Source organism: Streptomyces sp. WZ-12 (genome assembly GCF_028898845.1).
Classification (GTDB): domain Bacteria; phylum Actinomycetota; class Actinomycetes; order Streptomycetales; family Streptomycetaceae; genus Streptomyces.
This window is the reverse complement of the sequence record NZ_CP118574.1, coordinates 7909049-7923921: the sequence shown is the minus strand read 5'-3', so window position 1 is coordinate 7923921 and position 14873 is coordinate 7909049. Positions and strand designations below refer to the sequence as shown.

Sequence of the window (14873 nt, the reverse complement as noted above, 5' to 3'; positions counted from 1 at the left end):
CGTAAAGAGCAGGAATTCATGGACCTGCTCCACGAACGCCTCGACGCCCTGCGGTCCGGGGCGCAGGACGCGCTGGAACGGGCCCTGCCGCAGGCGGAGGGCACATTCCAGGCGCGGCTGGAGCGGGACGTGATGGTCGCCGAACAGGCCGAGCTGCTGGCCGGTTTCGAGGCCGGGGAACACGGGCTGTGCTTCGGCCGGCTGGCGTTCCGGGACGGCCGCGACCACCACATCGGCCGCATCGGCATCCGCCGGGACGACGCCGACCACACTCCGCTGGTCATCGACTGGCGGGCCGAGGTCGCCCGCCCCTTCTACCTCGCCACCGGGCACACCCCGATGGGCCTGCGGCGCCGGCGCCACCTGACCACCGAGGGCCGCCGGGTGACCGCACTGCACGACGAGATCCTGGACCTCGCCGACTCCCAACGCACCGGCCACGAAGGCGCGGACGCGGACGCCATCCTGCTGGCCTCCCTGGACGCGGCACGCACCGGCCGGATGCACGACATCGTGCAGACCATCCAGGCCGACCAGGACCGCATCATCCGCGCCCCGCACCACGGCGTCCTCGTCGTCGAGGGCGGCCCGGGCACCGGCAAGACCGTCGTGGCGCTTCACCGGGCCGCGTACCTGCTGTACGCGCACCGCGAACAGCTCGCCCGCCGCGCGGTGTTGATCGTCGGCCCCAACCCGGCGTTCCTCGGCTACATCGGGCAGGTGCTGCCCTCGCTCGGTGAGACCGGCGTGCTGCTGGCGACGCCCGGCGAGCTGTTCCCCGGCGTGACCGCGACCGGCGTCGACGCGCCCCGCGCCGCCGAGGTCAAGGGCAACGCCGCGATGGCGGGCGCCCTCGCACGCTTCGTGGCCGACCGGCAGAGCCTCCCCGAGTCCACCCTCGTCATCGCGCACGACGACGGCGAGCTGCACCTGGACGCGGAGATCGCCGCGGCGGCTCGGCAACGCGCCCGCGCCACCCGGCTGCCGCACAACCTCGCGCGCCCGCACTTCGCGTTCCAGGTGATCGACGCGCTCACCGCCCAACTCACCGAGCGGATCGGCGCCGACCCCTACGGCGGCCCGAACCTCCTCGGCCCGGACGACCTCGCCCAGCTCGGCAAGGCCGTCGCCACCAGCCGCGAAGTCCACGCCGCCATCGAGGAGTTGTGGCCGACGCTCACCCCGCAGCGGCTCGTGGCCGACTTCCTGGCCGATCCGGTCCACCTCCCCGACGCCGACGCCGAGGCGATCCGCCGCACCGGCGGCGACTGGACCCCGGCGGACGTCCCGCTGCTGGACGAGGCGGCCGAACTCCTCGGCGACGACGACTCGGCCGCCCGGGCCGCCGCCGAGGCCGAACGCCAGGAACGCATCGCGTACGCCCAGGGCGTGCTGGACCTCTCCTACGGTTCGCGCACCCAGGAGTTCGAGGACAAGGACGACGAGGACTCCGAGGTGCTGGCCGCGCACGACCTGATCGACGCGGACCGGCTCGCCGAGCGCCAGGAGGAGGCCGACCACCGCAGCGCCGCCGAACGCGCCGCGGCCGACCGCACCTGGGCCTTCGGCCACATCATCGTCGACGAGGCACAGGAACTCTCGCCGATGCTGTGGCGGTTGCTGATGCGCCGCTGCCCGACCCGCTCGATGACGCTGGTCGGCGACCCCGCGCAGACCTCGGAACCGGGCGGCTGCGGCTCCTGGGAGACCATCCTCGCGCCGTACATGGAGGACCGCTGGGAGCACGTCCGACTCGGCGTCAACTACCGCACGCCGACCGAGATCATGACGACCGCCGCGGAGGTCCCCCGGGCCGCCGACCCGTCGTTCGTGCCGCCCGCCTCGATCCGCTCCACCGGGGTCCCGCCGTGGGCTCACCGCACCGACGACCTGCCGGCGGCGGTGGCGGAGGCAGTGGCCCGCGAGACGCGGCGCGACGACCGGGGCCGGCTCGCCGTGATCGCCCCGCCCGGGCGCCGCGCCGAACTGGCGGCCGCCCTGCCGGCCGCGTCCACCGGTCCGGTGCCCGATCTGACCAGCCCGGTGGTGCTCCTCGACCCGCGCCAGGCCAAGGGGTTGGAGTTCGACGCCGTACTGGTCGCCGAACCGGCGGAGTTCGGGACCAGCGACCTCTACGTCGCGCTCACCCGGGCGACCCAGCGGCTGGGCGTGCTCCACACCGGCGCGCTGCCCGAGGGTCTGGCCACGCTGGCGGGCTGACCGGCCGGGCGCGCCAGCGGCGCGACGACGCGCGGGCCTCGCCGTACGGGTGGACGGCGAGGCCCGCGCGGCGCGTCAGCGCTGGCCCGCGGTACGGCGGCGGGCCGCCATCACGAGCCCCGCGCCGGCGGTGAGCGCGACGGCCGAAGCACCGACGGCCCACGGGGCGGCCGATCCGGCACCGGTGGCGGCCAGTTCACGCCCGCCGGCCGCGGAGACCGGGCCGGCATCCGACGCGGACGCGGGCCGGACACCGTCGGCATGGGCGTCGGCCGCCGGCTTTCCGCTCTCCCCCTCGGGCTTCGGGGCGGGCTTCCGCTTGCCGGCCTCCTCCTCGGCCTTCCGCTTCGCCTCCGCTTCCCGCGCCTCCTTCGCTTCCTTCTCCTGCTCCTTGCGCTTGGCCTCGGCCGCCTCGTCCTGGGCGCGGGCCTCGTACTGGCCGACCTCCAGGAAGTGGCGGAGGTCCGCCGGCGTACCGTCCAGCGCCTTCGTCCCGGCCGCCTGCACCGCGGGCCCGCCAACGCTCATGACCCGCAAGGTCCGCACCCGGTCATCGGTCACCTGCGCCGCACGCCATCCGGACTCCAGGAAGCGCACCCGGTCCTCGGCCGTGCCGCGCAACGCCCGCCGGCCGGCCTCGCGGACCGACGGCCCCGACGTGTCACGCGCGATGAGCTGCGCGACCGCCACCCGGTTGTCCTCGTCCCGCGCCTTGTACCGCCCGACCGCAAGGAAGTGCCGCATGGCCGCGGGCCCACCGTCGAGCGCCTTCTGGGCCGCGCACCGCAGCCCCACGCCGGTCTTGTCGTCCGCCAAGATCCGCCGGATCGCCGCCCGGTCCCGCTCGGCGGCCGCCGGGTCGCCCTCCCCTGCCGGCTCGTCGGGCTTGGCCGACGACGCCGGGTCCGGCGCGGTGGTGGCCGGCGACGCGGCCCGGTCGGCGGCGACCGCCGGCGACGAGAACAAGACGGCCGGCGCCATCGCAGCAGCAGCGACAACGGCGGAAACTCGGCCCAACTTCACGCAGTGCACCCACTTCTCCAAGAAATACCCAAAACTGTCCCCCGCAGGGTAAAGGAGACGTAAGGTGGTGTGATCATCCGGGTAGCCACGTGATGCGGCAGCTTCCACCACTCCGGATGCCCCAGCCCATCGAAAAGGCCACGGAGGAGAAAAGGATGACCCGCCACAACCGTCGTGCCCTGCAGTCCGCGCTCATCGGCGCCCTCGCGGTGACCTCGCTGGGCATCACCGCGGTACCGGCCTCGGCCAAGTCGTCCCTGACCTTCGCCGCCGGCCCGCGCTCGGTCGGCCGGGGCGGGCTCGTCCACGCCACCGGCAAGGCGACCGACGACGGCGCGTCGTACAACAAGGTCTGCGTGCAACGGCGTTGGGGCACCGGCGCCTGGCGCACCGTGAAGTGCTCCAAGCCCGTGCGCCACGCCGGCGGCACCGTCAACGCCGGCGTGCGCGCCGCGCTGCGCGGTCACCTCTACCTGCGCGCGGTCCTCTTCGAGGGCCACTCCCCCAACGACAAGCACCCCCGCACCCGTTCGGTCTCCCGCACCGTGACGGTCACCGTGCACTGACGCCCGGGCCCCAGGCACCCCCAACACGCCCCGCAACGGCGGGACTTCGCACCGAGCTCCCCGCCGCCGCTCAACGCTCCAACGGCGGGAGGGCGGCCAGGCCGGTGTCCGACATGATGCGCCGGACCGTGTCGGCGAGAGCGCTGTCGGGACCGATGACGGTTTCGGCAGGCTCACAAAGCAGGTCCAACTCCCGGCACCAGCCGCGTATTTCGGCCTCGCCGTACTCGAACGCCTGGGGCTTGGTGGCGTGCCGGCGCAGCGTCTCCTCGAAGGGCACGTGCAGGTAGTAACAGCGCGTCGGGCCGCGGTGGTCGGCGCACAGTCGTTGGAGCATGGCGCCGTAGCGGGCCGCAGAGAGGATGCCTTCGGCGACGACGTGGTAGCCGGCGTCGAGGGCGTACCGGGCGACGGACTCGATCAGGCCGATGTTGGCCGCGTCGGGCCGGTCGCGCTCGTGGAGGACCACGCGTACCCACCCTCGCCATCCCGCCACGCTACCGGGCCGTGACTGGTCGTTGCAGATGGCCGATTGACCATGCGGAAGCGTTGCGCAAATCGAACACATTTACGCAACATGCCCTTCGACATGGGACAATCGATCCATGTCGGTTTCTATCGAGGTTCACCGGAAGCGCGGGGCGACTGCCGGGCGCCGGGTCGAGGAGCACTGGGCGAACGAGCGCACCCGCGCCGTGGTGGTGGCGCGGGAGGCGGGGGCGGTCGTCGGCTCGGTCGCGGTGCTCGACCTGGGCGCGGAGGATCCCGATCTCCGGTTCGTGGGGTTGGTGGACGGTTCGCTGGACGTTCGGGCGCCGTTGCTGCGCGCGGCGGCGCCGGTCGTCCGGGAGGCCGGCGGACGGACGTTGCGCTGGGTCGAGGAGGGCGGGGAGTTGCCCCTGGCCGTCGCCGCCGCGCTGGAGGAGTTGGGGGCCGTCGCCGGCGACGAGGTGTACCGCTGGTGGCGGCGGGAGTTGGCGGCCACCCCGCCCGGCGCTCCCGTGAGCCGGCCGGCGGAGCGGCCGACCGCGGAGGGCGCCCCGTTCCGGGTGGCGGTCGGCGATGCCTGGTGCGATGTGGAGGTGGCGGGCGACCGGGCGGTGCTGGATCACGACCGACAGGAGGAGGGGACCTCCGAGGCATTGGCGGCGCTGGTCTCGATGGCCGTGCGCCGGGTGAGCGGCGAACTCGCCGGGGTGCGGGTGGTGGAGACCCACGTCGCGCCCGAGGACGAGGTCTACGAGACGGCCCTCGTCTCGCTCGGTTTCGCCCCGACGACGCGACGGGCGGTCGAGTACCACCTGCCACTGCCCGCCTGAGCGCGGTCGGGCGCGCCCCGGATCGCATTGCCGGGATCGTCGCCCGCGGTACCCCAGACTGGCCTCGGGCCGCCCGCGGTACCCACCGCAGGCACCCGAGGACAGGCACCCGAGCGCCCAGCCCCGTTCGCGACCGGAGGTACCCATGGCCGAGGAGGAGGACCGGACCGCGTCGACCCCGGTGACCGGGACCGGCGGCGACAAGCGGCGGCTGCGCTACGAACTGCTCGCCTGTGCGCTGCACGGCCATCGCCTCGAAGGCGTGGACGCGGAGCAAGTGCGGCCCGCCGACGGCCTGTTGGTCCGCGAGGACCGGGACGGGCTGCGTTGGCACCGCTGTCTGCGCTGCGATGCCTGGCTGCCGGTGACGCCCCCAACCCACCCCGACCGCCCCCACCCGCCCGACCGCCACGAGATCACCCTCCCGTTGCGCGGCAAGCCCCTCCGCGACCGCTACGTCCTGCGGCTGATCGCGCTCGACCGGCTGCTGCACTTCGTGGTGCTCGGCGCGCTGGCCGCCGGCATTCTGGCCTTCGCGGACAAACGGGCGAGCCTCCAGGCACCGTTCTACCGGTTCATGGACCTGCTCCAGAACGGCGTGGGCGGGGCCGGCGGGGTCTCCGAACGCGGGCTGCTGGGCGAGGTCGCCAAGGCGTTCGCGGTGCGTTCCTCCACGCTGTGGCTGATCGGACTGGTGATCGCCGCGTATGCCCTGCTGGAGGGCGTGGAGGCGGTCGGGCTGTGGTGCGCCAAGCGGTGGGCGGAGTATCTGACGTTCGTCGCCACCACCGTCCTCCTGGTCCCGGAGGTCTACGAACTGATGTCCCGGGTGACCGTCACCAAGGTCCTCACGCTGATCATCAACCTCGCCGTGGTGGCCTATCTGCTCTTCGCCAAGCGGCTGTTCGGCATGCGCGGCGGCGGCCGCGCGGAGGCCGCCGAGCGCGAACGGGACCTCAGTTGGGACGCGTTGGAGCGGGTCCCGCCCGGCCCGCCGCGGCCCTGAACGGCGCCGCGGGCAGCGGGCACGACACGTAGGGCACCGGGAGGGAGCCGCCCCTCCCGGTGCCTACCGCATCCTCAGCGCAGGCCCAACGCCTCGCGGATGGTGGTGAACAGGTCCGTCTGGTTGGTGACGCCGAGGACCCGGTACGCCTGGGGGCCCTGGGCGGCGATCCGCACCTGGGTGCCGGTGTGTTCCTGCGACTTGCCCGGGGTGTTGGTGGAGTAGTTGACCTTCAGCTGCTGCCCCTCGTTGGTGACGAGGGTGGAGGTCAGACCGGGCGGGGTGGCCTCCAGGGGCACGATCTGACTGGTGTGGCCGTGGTCGGCGGTGGTCACCACGAGGGTGTCGGGGTGCTTGGCCGCGTAGTCGCGGGCCACCTTCACCGCACGGTCGAACGCGGCCGTCTCACCGATCTGGCCGCAGGGGTCCGCCGCGTGGTCCTGCTTGTCGATCGACGCGCCCTCGATCTGGAGGAAGAAGCCCTTCTTGGCGTGCTTCTGCTTGGACTCCAGGAGCTGGATGGCCTTGGTCGCCGTGTCCGCGAGGCTCGGAGTGCCCGCCGGGCGGCCGGAGTTGGTGGTGGCGCACCGCTGCGGGTCGGTCCCGCCCACGGCCGCCGGCTTGCCGGTCCACTCGGTCGGCACATTGCCCGGCGCGAACAGGCCCAGCACCGGCTTGCCCGCCTTGGCACCCGTCAACCCGGCAGTATCGGTGACGACCTGGTAGCCCAACTTCTCCGCCTGCTGGGTGACGGACAGCCCCTTGTACTTCCCCTCCGTCACCTTCTGGTCGAAGCGCTGCTTGCCGCCCCCGAGCAGCACGTCCACCTTGTGGTTGACGGACTGCTCGGCGATCGAGCCCGGACCGCCCTTGGCGATGGTGTCGTTGGGGCACTTGGCCATGTCGCCGGGGCCCTGGCAGGAGCGGTCGGTGGCGTGCGAGGCGAGCACCGCGGGGGTGGCGTCGGTGAGTTCGGCGGTGGTGACGCTGCCGGTGGCGTAACCCTTCTTCTGCGCCAGTTCGAGGAGGGTCGGCAGCGCCCGGTCGGTGTCCGGGGTCTTGGAGATGCGGCCGTTGACGGTCTTGTGACCGGTCGCCCAACCGGAGCCGCTCGCCGCGGAGTCGGTCACGTAGTCCGGGGTGCCGTCCGCGTGCACCGCGTACGTAGTGTAGGCGCCGGTGAGCGGGAACTTGTCCATGTTCAGGCGGCCGTTGGCGCCCACCACGTAGTCGCGGGCGAGGGTGATCTCGGAGTCCCCCATGCCGTCACCGATGAGCAGGATGACGTTCTTCGCCTTGCCACCCTGGATGGCGCGCTGTGCCTGTTGCCTGGTGTCTGCGGCACCGGCCACGGTGGCCACGGCGACCCCGGCTGCGGTGACGGCCACCAGGGCGGTGGCTGCGGCGAGGCGACGGCGGGAGGGTCTGTGCATCGAGGGGTCTCCTTGAACGATCCCGGGAACGTGGGCAATTGGCCCAACGGGTCGTAAGCCCACCAGCCGCGGGTGAACCGGAGGTGACGCAACGACACCAACACCCCGTCCGGGGCGTTACGGAGCGGGTCGGGAGGGGTCTCACGCACGGCGTGCGGACACGCTCCCGCCCAGGCACTCAGCCGCCCGCCGCCAACAACCCCTCAGTCGCACGGCGCAGTCGGCGCGCCTCGGCAACGTCGAAGCCCGGGCCGTCCAGGCTCAGCGGCGCCCCCTGCACCAGGGCGCTCAGCGGCGCCGCGGGCGGGCGTTCCAACACCTCGACGATCGGGGCCACGGCGTCCTCAACCGCCCGCGCGGACCGCCGGAGGGCATCGATCAGGACCAGCATCTCCGGTGTGTACCCCCCGGAGAAGCCCGTGTTGACCGTCCCCGGGTGGAACAGCACATACCGTGTCCCGGCCCTCGGCCAGGCATCCGCGAACCCGACACCGAGCAGATCATTGAGCCGCCCACCCAGCGCCAGCGCCCGCTGGCCGTCGTAGCCGCGGGCGAGTTGGAGGTCGTCCCAGGCGATCTCCGTCGTGCCACCCGGCCCGGCGACGTTGAGCACCACCGGATCGTCGGCGGCTTCGAGCCGGTCGAGGAGCCCGTGGCTCAGCAGATGGCGGCTCAGATAGAAGTGCGCGAAGGTGTTCTCGAACCCCTCGGCCGTGACCAGGCGCGTGGTCCGGAAGTGCCTGGCACACAGCACGAGGGCGTCCAGCCTGGCGAAGGAACCGCGGAACCGCTCGATCAACGCCCGGTTCTCGGCGACCAGGCTGAGGTCGGCCGCGACGAAGTGCGCCCGGTCGGCGGCGCCTTGGGCCCGGGCCGCGGCCAGCCACTCGGCTCCCCTCGCCGCACTGCGCCCGACGGCCACCACCTGCGCCCCATCCGCCAGGCACCGCAGGGCGAGCTCCTTGCCGATGCCGTCCGTGCCACCGGTGATGAGGTACGTCTTCACAGGAACCGCGCCGCGATCTTCTCGGGCGTGAGGTGCACGGTCACCAGCTCGGGCAGCGTGGCGTACGCCTCCGGGTTGTGCTCCGCATACGTCAACCCGGTGTATTTGACGGCCAGTTGGTCCATCCGCTCGCGGCTCCCCGCGCTCTCGAAGCGCGCGGTGCCGCTGAGCACCGCATAGCCGTACGGCTCGGCGGGCGGGTTGACCGCCATGCTCAGCCGGGGATCACGCCGCAGATTGCGGATCTTGCGCTTGTCGACACCGGTCACGAAGAACACCTCGCCCCCATTGCGCCCCACCCAGACCACCGACTGGTGCGGACTGCCATCGGGTTGCAGGGTCGCCACCGTGACGAAGACCCGGGAATCCAGAACGTCTTGCAGCTTCTCGGACATGCGGACTGGGTTCACCCAGCACCCCTCTCATCAACTGACACAACTATGTGACAGTTATTACCCGAAGAGCAATACCCCCGTGCATCTTCTGGCCGGTCGAGCCCATCGCCGCCTAAGCTCCGACCACGATGAGAGCTGACGCGGCACGCAACCTGGACGCGGTCCTGCAGACCGGAGCACGCCTCCTGGCGAACGACCCCTCGACGAGCATCGCGGCGATCGCGACCGAGGCGGGCGTGGACCGGCGGACCGTCTACCGCCGCTTCGCCACCCGTGAGGCACTGATGGCCGGGGTGTACGCGGCGAAACTGGACGCCTGCGAGGACGCCTGCGAACAGGCCCGCCTGACCGAGGCGCCGGTCACCGTCGCACTGCACCAGTACGCGGAAGGCATCATCACCGCGAGCCGGAAGTGGCCGGTGGACCTGGGGCGGGCAACGGACGAGACGGCCGTCGCCCGACTCCGGCAACTACTGCTACGACTCGACGCGTTCCTGGTCCGCGCAGTCCGCGAGGGCGTCATCCGCCCGGGCCTTCCGGACCGTTGGGCGCGCACCCTGCTCACCCACCTCACGAACATGGCGGCCCACGAAATGCCCGAGCTGACCCCCGCTCAGGGCGCCGACATGGTGACCCACTCCCTGCTCACCGGAGTGGGCGCCGACGCCCCACAGAGCCCGGCCCCTACTCCGACTCCGCCCCCGGCCGCGTCCGCGTCCGCAAGCGCCCAACCCAAGGATGCCCGGGCCCAGCCCCATTCGACGCACCGGCCGAAGCCGGCTCCCCGTACGACCGCGTGATCGTCCCAGCCAACCAATGCCGTTGCCGCGGCATGAGCACCGGCAGCGCCGCCGCGAAGTCCGCCTCGTCCTTGGGGCTCGGCGCCTTGGCCTTGTAGTAGAGCTGAATCTCGGGGGCCAGGAAGGGGATCCCCTCGGGCGAGATCATGGCCACCGCCTCGATCGGCCTGCGGACCCGGGAATCGCGTCGCGACACCCACTCCGCTCCCGCCGACTCGTCGAGCATGACCTGGATCCGCCAGGGACGGTCCGGGCCGGGCCGGCACCAGATGTCGTGCACCCCCGACGGCAGTTCCTCGCCCCGCGCCCAGGGACGCAGGCTCCCCGGCGGATCGGCGGCCCACCACTCCCAGCCGGCGAGCGCCTGTTGCACCGTCAACTGGTCGCGCCGCAGCAGCAGTACGTCAACGTCCCCATGCGGCCGCAGCCCCCGCCCCACCGCCAGCTCGATCGCGCGGCCGCCGGCCACCCACCACCGCACCCCCGGTCCGCCGAACCGTTCGCGGACCTCGCTCGGCGGGGCGGGTTCCCAACGGCCGAACGGCGCCTGAAGGTGCCTCAGGTCGTCCCGCACGCTCACCCTCCTCACCAGATCCATACTTACTGCCGATTTACGCCGTCTTCGAGCAGTATGGGTTTCTCTCGGCAACTTCTCTATGCCTCAGGACATCTGAGGAAGGAACAAAGGAACAGCAGTGCGCCCACTCGTCATCCCGACGTCAGCCTCCGTGCCCGCCGCGTCGGAGCACCGGGGCTGACCGCCGTGGCGACCGCTCCCCCGCCACCCACGATGCCGGCGCCCGCCTCCCCGCATCCCGCCCGGGGCCCGCTGCCCGATCCGCCGCGGCGGATCGGACGACTGATCCGGCTGCGTCCGACGATCCGGATGCGGCTCACGCTGCTGTACGGCGGCATGTTCCTGATGGCCGGCGTGGTCCTGCTCGCGATCATCTGCGTACTGGCGGCCGACACCCTCAAGCAAGCCACCCCGGACTTCCGGGTCGTCGGCAGCAACCTCAAGATCACTAACGTCAACTGTCCCGCCCTGCCGACGTCCGGCACGGTCAACGAGATCAATGCCGCGATCAGCAGTTGCGTGCGGGACCAACACGCCCTGGCGTTGGGACAGTTCCTCAACCGTTCGCTGTTGACGCTGCTGGGGCTGGCGATCGTGGCGTTCGCTTTTGGTTATGCGATGGCGGGGCGGGTGTTGTCGCCGTTGGGGCGGATCACGCGGACCGCGCAGCGGGTGGCGGGGTCGGATTTGCATCGGCGGATCGAGTTGGGTGGTCCGGATGATGAGTTGAAGGAGTTGGCGGACACCTTCGACGAGATGTTGGACCGGTTGGACCGGGCGTTTGAGTCGCAGCGGCGGTTCGTGTCGAATGCGTCGCACGAGTTGCGGACGCCGTTGGCGATCAACCGGACGTTGTTGGAAGTGCAGTTGGCTGATCCGGAGGCGTCGCCGGAGGTGCAGCAGTTGGGGAGGACGTTGCTGGCGACCAATGAGCGCAGTGAGCAGTTGGTGGAGGGGTTGCTGCTGCTGGCGCGTAGTGAGAACAAGATCGTGGACAGGCGGCCGGTGGATCTGGCGGAGGTGGCGTCGCAGGCGGTGGATCAGACGCGGCAGGAGGCGCAGTCCAAGGGGGTGGAGCTGCGGGGTGTGCGGCAGCAGGTGTTCGTGCAGGGCAATGGGGTGCTCTTGGAGCGGATCGCGTTGAACCTGGTGCAGAACGCGGTGCGGTACAACGTTGCCGAGGGGGGTTGGGTCGAGGTGCGGACCGAGCCGCAGCCGGGGTGTGCGGTGTTGGTGGTCTCCAATACGGGGCCGGTGGTGCCGGCGTATGAGGTGGAGAACCTCTTCGAGCCGTTCCGGCGGCTGCGCACCGAGCGGACCGGCAGCGACAAGGGCGTCGGCCTGGGCCTGTCCATCGTCCGCTCGGTGGTCCGCGCCCACGACGGCACCATCACCGCCGAACCCCGCGAGGGCGGCGGACTCGACATGCGCGTCGTCCTGCCCGGATAACGACGGAGGTCGGCCGGTCCGCCCCGCTACCCCTCGGCGGCCGGCCGATAGGTGCACACCTGCACGCCCGTAGCGCCGGCGACCGCGGAGACCAACTCCAGTGCGCGCAGCGCCCCTTCGTCCGGGAAGATCCTCTTCCCGCCGCCGAGCAACACCGGCATGATGACCAGGCGCAGTTCGTCGACCAGACCCTCGGCGAGCAGGGTGCGCACGAGCGTGGGGCTGCCCATCACCAACAGGTTGCCACCGTCCGTCCCGTGGAGCTCGCGGATCCGCGACACCGCCTCGTCGCCCGGAATGATCCGGCTGTTGTCCCACACCAACTCGGCGGCCTGCAGCTTCTTGGACACGACGTACTTGGGGATGGCGTTCATCCGGTCGGCGAACGGGTCGCCGGCCCGGTCGGGCCAGGCCGCGGCCATCGTCTGCCAGGTGCGGCGCCCGAAGAGCAGCGCCTGGGCCTCGTCCAACGCGGTGGCGAAGGCCCCGCCCACCACCTCGGGATCGAAGAACCGGTGCGACCACCCGCCGTGCGCAAAGCCGCCGTCCCGGTCCTCGTCCGGTCCCCCCGGCGCCTGCACCACACCATCCAGGCTCATGAACTCACTGATCACGATGCGCATGGGTCTGCCCCTCTGTCCCACTCGACTGTGGGAAACGTAGTTGTTGGAGACGTAGCTGTGGGAAACAGCGCAGTTGGAAGTGCGGCTGTTGGGGTTCGCGCCAGCGGAACCAGAGCCAGGGGCGCGCACCCCAACAGCATCATCGCCCGCCGTCGCCCCCGAGGCATGGCACGACATCGCCGCCCGCACCGGACCGCAGGTGTGGTGTCTGCGGGCTACCGGCGAGGACGAGCACGGCCAATGTGGCCCGGGCCTCGCGCCTGAGCCCGGCGCGCCGCGCGAAGGCCGAGGTGAAGGCGAGAACGGAGACCGTCACCGCATACAGGGTGACGCCGGCGGCAGACAGGAGCCCGATGGTCATCGGGCACGCACCTTTCTTCCCCCCACTCGGGTACGCCCGGCCTCTCATGGACCGGGCTGTGTTCCGCCCCTCCACCCTACGAGCCCTGTCAACACCCGCTCGCCGTAGCCGTCCAACCCACCGCCCCGGGGCTCGTGAACGCCGGCGCACGGCAAAAGAGGAATGCGAATACACACCCCGCCGCGACTCACCACCGACCTTCAACGCTTTATGGCAACGGCTGACAGCGGCCCGAAATCCAGTGAAGACGCATTCACTCTTGGTCACTTGAAGGTGCGACCGCGCTGACGAGCCGAGCCAAGTGCGGGTCATCCAGCACCGCTTGAACGTCGACCTTATAACCTCCCGGCATGGCCATGACGTTGAGACAGTTGCAATACCTGGTGACCATCGTGGAGACGGGTTCCTTCACCCGGGCCGCTGAACGACTGCACGTCTCGCAGCCCGCCCTCTCACGCCAGTTGCAGATCCTCGAACGATCCTGTGGCGGCTCCCTGATTGAGCGCGGCGGACGCCCGATCACTCCGACTCCGCTGGGCCGGGCGATACTCCCGCACGCCCGCGCCGCGCTGTTCGAGGTCGAGAAGGCGCACTCGACAGCCCTGCGCGTGGTCAATGCGTGCGGCGGCGAGTTGCGGCTGGCCACGCTGCATTCGATCAGCCTCGGCGTGCTGCCCGCGGTTTTGGGCGCGTGGCGGAGTGCGCACCCGGGCGTCCGCCTGTCACTCGTCGAAAAGTTGCATGACAACGAACTCCAGCTCACTCTGGGGGCTGGTCACGCCGATGTGGCCATCGGGCCGCCGCCCATTGACTGGCCGGGCTCCATTTTTCCGTTGGAGGCCGAGGAGTTCGTGATCGTTCTCGCCGCCGACGATCCGCTGATGTCGCGGGCGGGTTCCCGACTCCACCTTTCCGAACTCGCGGAACGTGAATGGGTCCATTTCACCGAGCCGAATGGCCTGTCGAAGATCTTCGGCCACGCCTGCGAGAGCGCCGGATTCCGGCCGCGCGTCGCGGCACGGACCCAACAGACGGCCGCGGCGCTCCAACTCGCCCTGGCCGGCGTCGGACCCACGATGCTCCCGGCGAACATGATTCCCGCGCACCTCGTCGCCCAGGTCCTGCTGCCCGACCCGCCGGTCCGGCGGCCGCTCGCCGCGTACACCCGCAGCCAACCCGACGCGCTCACGTCGACGTTCATCGACGTGCTCACCGAACACGCCCGCCCCGTCCCGGCCCACGTCGCCTCCCTCACCGGGGTCCCTGCGCACCGCCCGCTCCAGGCACCGTAGCCCCGACGACTCCGGCCACGCGCCACGACCAACGGCGGTGCAGCCAACCCCCGCGCGGCCACCCTCGTCCCGTGTCGAAGCGCGGCCCCCGCGCAGGTCGGCGGTAGTTTTCGCGGTGGATTGCCACTCGTTCCGCGAGCGGTGCGGCGGTGCGGTCGGAGGGAGCGTCACGCGATGGCGAGGAACGGCGACGGGCAGACGCTCAGCCGTCGGCACCTGATGACGGGAGTAGCGGCGTTCGCGGCCAGCACGGCGTGTTCCCGTTCCCACGCCCCGAGCCCGAGCCCCTCCCGCACGGCGCCCGACTACCCCGGGGCGCAGTGGGTCCCGGCGAGCATCACCAACTACACCCCCGCCAACCGCCCGACCAGTCACCCGATCCAGATGGTGATCGTGCACGTCACGCAGGAGACGTTCCCCGACACCCTGATGCTGTTCGGGCGCCCGGGCTACCGCGCCTCCGCCCACTACACGGTGCGGTCCGACGACGGCTTCGTCGCCCAGTCCGTGCGCGAACGGGACGTTGCCTGGCACGCCGGCAACACCAGGTACAACTGGCACAGCATCGGGGTCGAGCACGAGGGGCGCATCGACGAACCCAAGTGGTTCACCGGGGCGCTGTACGAGCACTCGGCCGCGCTGACCGCCGCGATCTGTCACCGCTACCGCATCCCCGTCGACCGCCAGCACATCATCGGTCACCACGAGGTGCCGGGCAGCGACCACACCGATCCCGGCCCGCTGTGGGACTGGCCCCGCTACATGCGACTGGTGAAGGCCGCGTTCTGACCCCCGGCGCCTGC

15 protein-coding genes and 1 pseudogene are annotated in these 14873 nt (G+C 71.4%); 8 read left to right on the top strand and 8 right to left on the bottom strand.

Annotated elements, in window-relative coordinates; genetic code table 11:
* The first annotated feature begins 18 nt into the window (after positions 1–18).
* Positions 19–2220 carry a HelD family protein gene (locus PV796_RS34690; protein ID WP_274917701.1) on the top strand — a complete coding sequence of 734 codons (2202 nt, stop codon included), beginning with the start codon at positions 19–21 and terminating at the stop codon, positions 2218–2220.
* Between the two features lie 75 nt (positions 2221–2295).
* Here PV796_RS34690 and PV796_RS34685 read toward each other — a convergent pair whose 3' ends face one another.
* Positions 2296–3201 carry an ALF repeat-containing protein gene (locus PV796_RS34685; RefSeq protein WP_274917700.1) on the bottom strand — a complete coding sequence of 302 codons (906 nt, stop codon included), beginning with the start codon at positions 3199–3201 and terminating at the stop codon, positions 2296–2298.
* Positions 3202–3398: 197 nt separating this feature from the next.
* Between PV796_RS34685 and PV796_RS34680 the strand changes: the two genes are divergently transcribed.
* Positions 3399–3809 carry a hypothetical protein gene (locus tag PV796_RS34680; RefSeq protein ID WP_274917699.1) on the top strand — a complete coding sequence of 137 codons (411 nt, stop codon included), beginning with the start codon at positions 3399–3401 and terminating at the stop codon, positions 3807–3809.
* Positions 3810–3879: 70 nt separating this feature from the next.
* Here the strand turns inward: PV796_RS34680 and PV796_RS34675 are convergent.
* Positions 3880–4281: pseudogene (locus tag PV796_RS34675) on the bottom strand (kinase); the annotation flags it as partial.
* Between the two features lie 133 nt (positions 4282–4414).
* Here PV796_RS34675 and PV796_RS34670 point away from each other — a divergent pair.
* Together PV796_RS34670 and PV796_RS34665 are read left to right on the top strand one after the other, a co-directional pair.
* Entirely contained in the window at positions 4415–5128 is a 714-nt protein-coding gene (locus tag PV796_RS34670; RefSeq protein WP_274917698.1) for a hypothetical protein, read from the top strand.
* 145 nt (positions 5129–5273) lie between these two features.
* The gene (locus PV796_RS34665; protein ID WP_274917697.1) at positions 5274–6134 is read left to right on the top strand and encodes a DUF2127 domain-containing protein; all 861 of its coding nucleotides are present in this window, start codon (positions 5274–5276) and stop codon (positions 6132–6134) included.
* A 74-nt stretch (positions 6135–6208) separates the two neighbouring features.
* Here the strand turns inward: PV796_RS34665 and PV796_RS34660 are convergent, their stop codons facing one another.
* The 3 genes from PV796_RS34660 to PV796_RS34650 all read right to left on the bottom strand — a co-directional run bounded on the left by PV796_RS34660 (position 6209) and on the right by PV796_RS34650 (position 8968).
* Positions 6209–7567, bottom strand: a complete 1359-nt coding sequence (locus PV796_RS34660; protein WP_274917696.1) for an alkaline phosphatase — start codon at positions 7565–7567, stop codon at positions 6209–6211.
* Positions 7568–7745: 178 nt separating this feature from the next.
* Positions 7746–8573 (bottom strand): SDR family NAD(P)-dependent oxidoreductase, encoded by an 828-nt coding sequence (locus PV796_RS34655; RefSeq protein ID WP_274917695.1) that lies wholly within the window; start codon positions 8571–8573, stop codon positions 7746–7748.
* A complete protein-coding gene (locus PV796_RS34650; protein WP_274917694.1) occupies positions 8570–8968 on the bottom strand; it encodes a PPOX class F420-dependent oxidoreductase in 399 nt (132 codons plus the stop codon). The genes PV796_RS34655 and PV796_RS34650 overlap by 4 nt, the downstream gene beginning before the upstream one ends.
* Before the next feature lie 128 nt (positions 8969–9096).
* On the opposite strand from PV796_RS34650, the gene PV796_RS34645 reads away from it, so the two are divergent.
* Complete coding sequence (locus tag PV796_RS34645; protein WP_342456938.1) at positions 9097–9768, top strand: TetR/AcrR family transcriptional regulator; 672 nt, start codon at positions 9097–9099, stop codon at positions 9766–9768.
* Here the strand turns inward: PV796_RS34645 and PV796_RS34640 are convergent.
* Complete coding sequence (locus PV796_RS34640; RefSeq protein ID WP_274919352.1) at positions 9653–10330, bottom strand: nucleotidyltransferase domain-containing protein; 678 nt, start codon at positions 10328–10330, stop codon at positions 9653–9655. The two genes, PV796_RS34645 and PV796_RS34640, sit on opposite strands and share 116 nt — an antisense overlap.
* 201 nt (positions 10331–10531) lie before the next feature.
* Between PV796_RS34640 and PV796_RS34635 the strand changes: the two genes are divergently transcribed.
* Positions 10532–11794: a sensor histidine kinase gene (locus PV796_RS34635; RefSeq protein ID WP_274917693.1), complete on the top strand. Its 1263-nt coding sequence runs from the start codon at positions 10532–10534 to the stop codon at positions 11792–11794.
* 26 nt (positions 11795–11820) lie between these two features.
* Here PV796_RS34635 and PV796_RS34630 read toward each other — a convergent pair whose 3' ends face one another.
* Positions 11821–12417: a dihydrofolate reductase family protein gene (locus tag PV796_RS34630; protein ID WP_274917692.1), complete on the bottom strand. Its 597-nt coding sequence runs from the start codon at positions 12415–12417 to the stop codon at positions 11821–11823.
* Positions 12418–12556: 139 nt separating this feature from the next.
* Positions 12557–12778 carry a hypothetical protein gene (locus tag PV796_RS34625; protein ID WP_274917691.1) on the bottom strand — a complete coding sequence of 74 codons (222 nt, stop codon included), beginning with the start codon at positions 12776–12778 and terminating at the stop codon, positions 12557–12559.
* Between the two features lie 350 nt (positions 12779–13128).
* Between PV796_RS34625 and PV796_RS34620 the strand changes: the two genes are divergently transcribed.
* Together PV796_RS34620 and PV796_RS34615 are read left to right on the top strand one after the other, a co-directional pair.
* A complete protein-coding gene (locus PV796_RS34620) occupies positions 13129–14070 on the top strand; it encodes a LysR family transcriptional regulator (protein ID WP_274917690.1) in 942 nt (313 codons plus the stop codon).
* Between the two features lie 174 nt (positions 14071–14244).
* Complete coding sequence (locus tag PV796_RS34615) at positions 14245–14859, top strand: N-acetylmuramoyl-L-alanine amidase (RefSeq protein ID WP_274917689.1); 615 nt, start codon at positions 14245–14247, stop codon at positions 14857–14859.
* The last annotated feature ends 14 nt before the right edge of the window (positions 14860–14873 follow it).

Coding starts and splice junctions, on each gene's coding strand:
- PV796_RS34690 (WP_274917701.1), top strand. CDS start 19: ATGGACCTGCTCCACGAACGCCTCGACGCCCTGCGGTCCGGGGCGCAG.
- PV796_RS34685 (WP_274917700.1), bottom strand. CDS start 3,201: ATGGCGCCGGCCGTCTTGTTCTCGTCGCCGGCGGTCGCCGCCGACCGG.
- PV796_RS34680 (WP_274917699.1), top strand. CDS start 3,399: ATGACCCGCCACAACCGTCGTGCCCTGCAGTCCGCGCTCATCGGCGCC.
- PV796_RS34670 (WP_274917698.1), top strand. CDS start 4,415: ATGTCGGTTTCTATCGAGGTTCACCGGAAGCGCGGGGCGACTGCCGGG.
- PV796_RS34665 (WP_274917697.1), top strand. CDS start 5,274: ATGGCCGAGGAGGAGGACCGGACCGCGTCGACCCCGGTGACCGGGACC.
- PV796_RS34660 (WP_274917696.1), bottom strand. CDS start 7,567: ATGCACAGACCCTCCCGCCGTCGCCTCGCCGCAGCCACCGCCCTGGTG.
- PV796_RS34650 (WP_274917694.1), bottom strand. CDS start 8,968: ATGTCCGAGAAGCTGCAAGACGTTCTGGATTCCCGGGTCTTCGTCACG.
- PV796_RS34645 (WP_342456938.1), top strand. CDS start 9,097: ATGAGAGCTGACGCGGCACGCAACCTGGACGCGGTCCTGCAGACCGGA.
- PV796_RS34630 (WP_274917692.1), bottom strand. CDS start 12,417: ATGCGCATCGTGATCAGTGAGTTCATGAGCCTGGATGGTGTGGTGCAG.
- PV796_RS34625 (WP_274917691.1), bottom strand. CDS start 12,778: ATGACCATCGGGCTCCTGTCTGCCGCCGGCGTCACCCTGTATGCGGTG.
- PV796_RS34620 (WP_274917690.1), top strand. CDS start 13,129: ATGGCCATGACGTTGAGACAGTTGCAATACCTGGTGACCATCGTGGAG.
- PV796_RS34615 (WP_274917689.1), top strand. CDS start 14,245: ATGGCGAGGAACGGCGACGGGCAGACGCTCAGCCGTCGGCACCTGATG.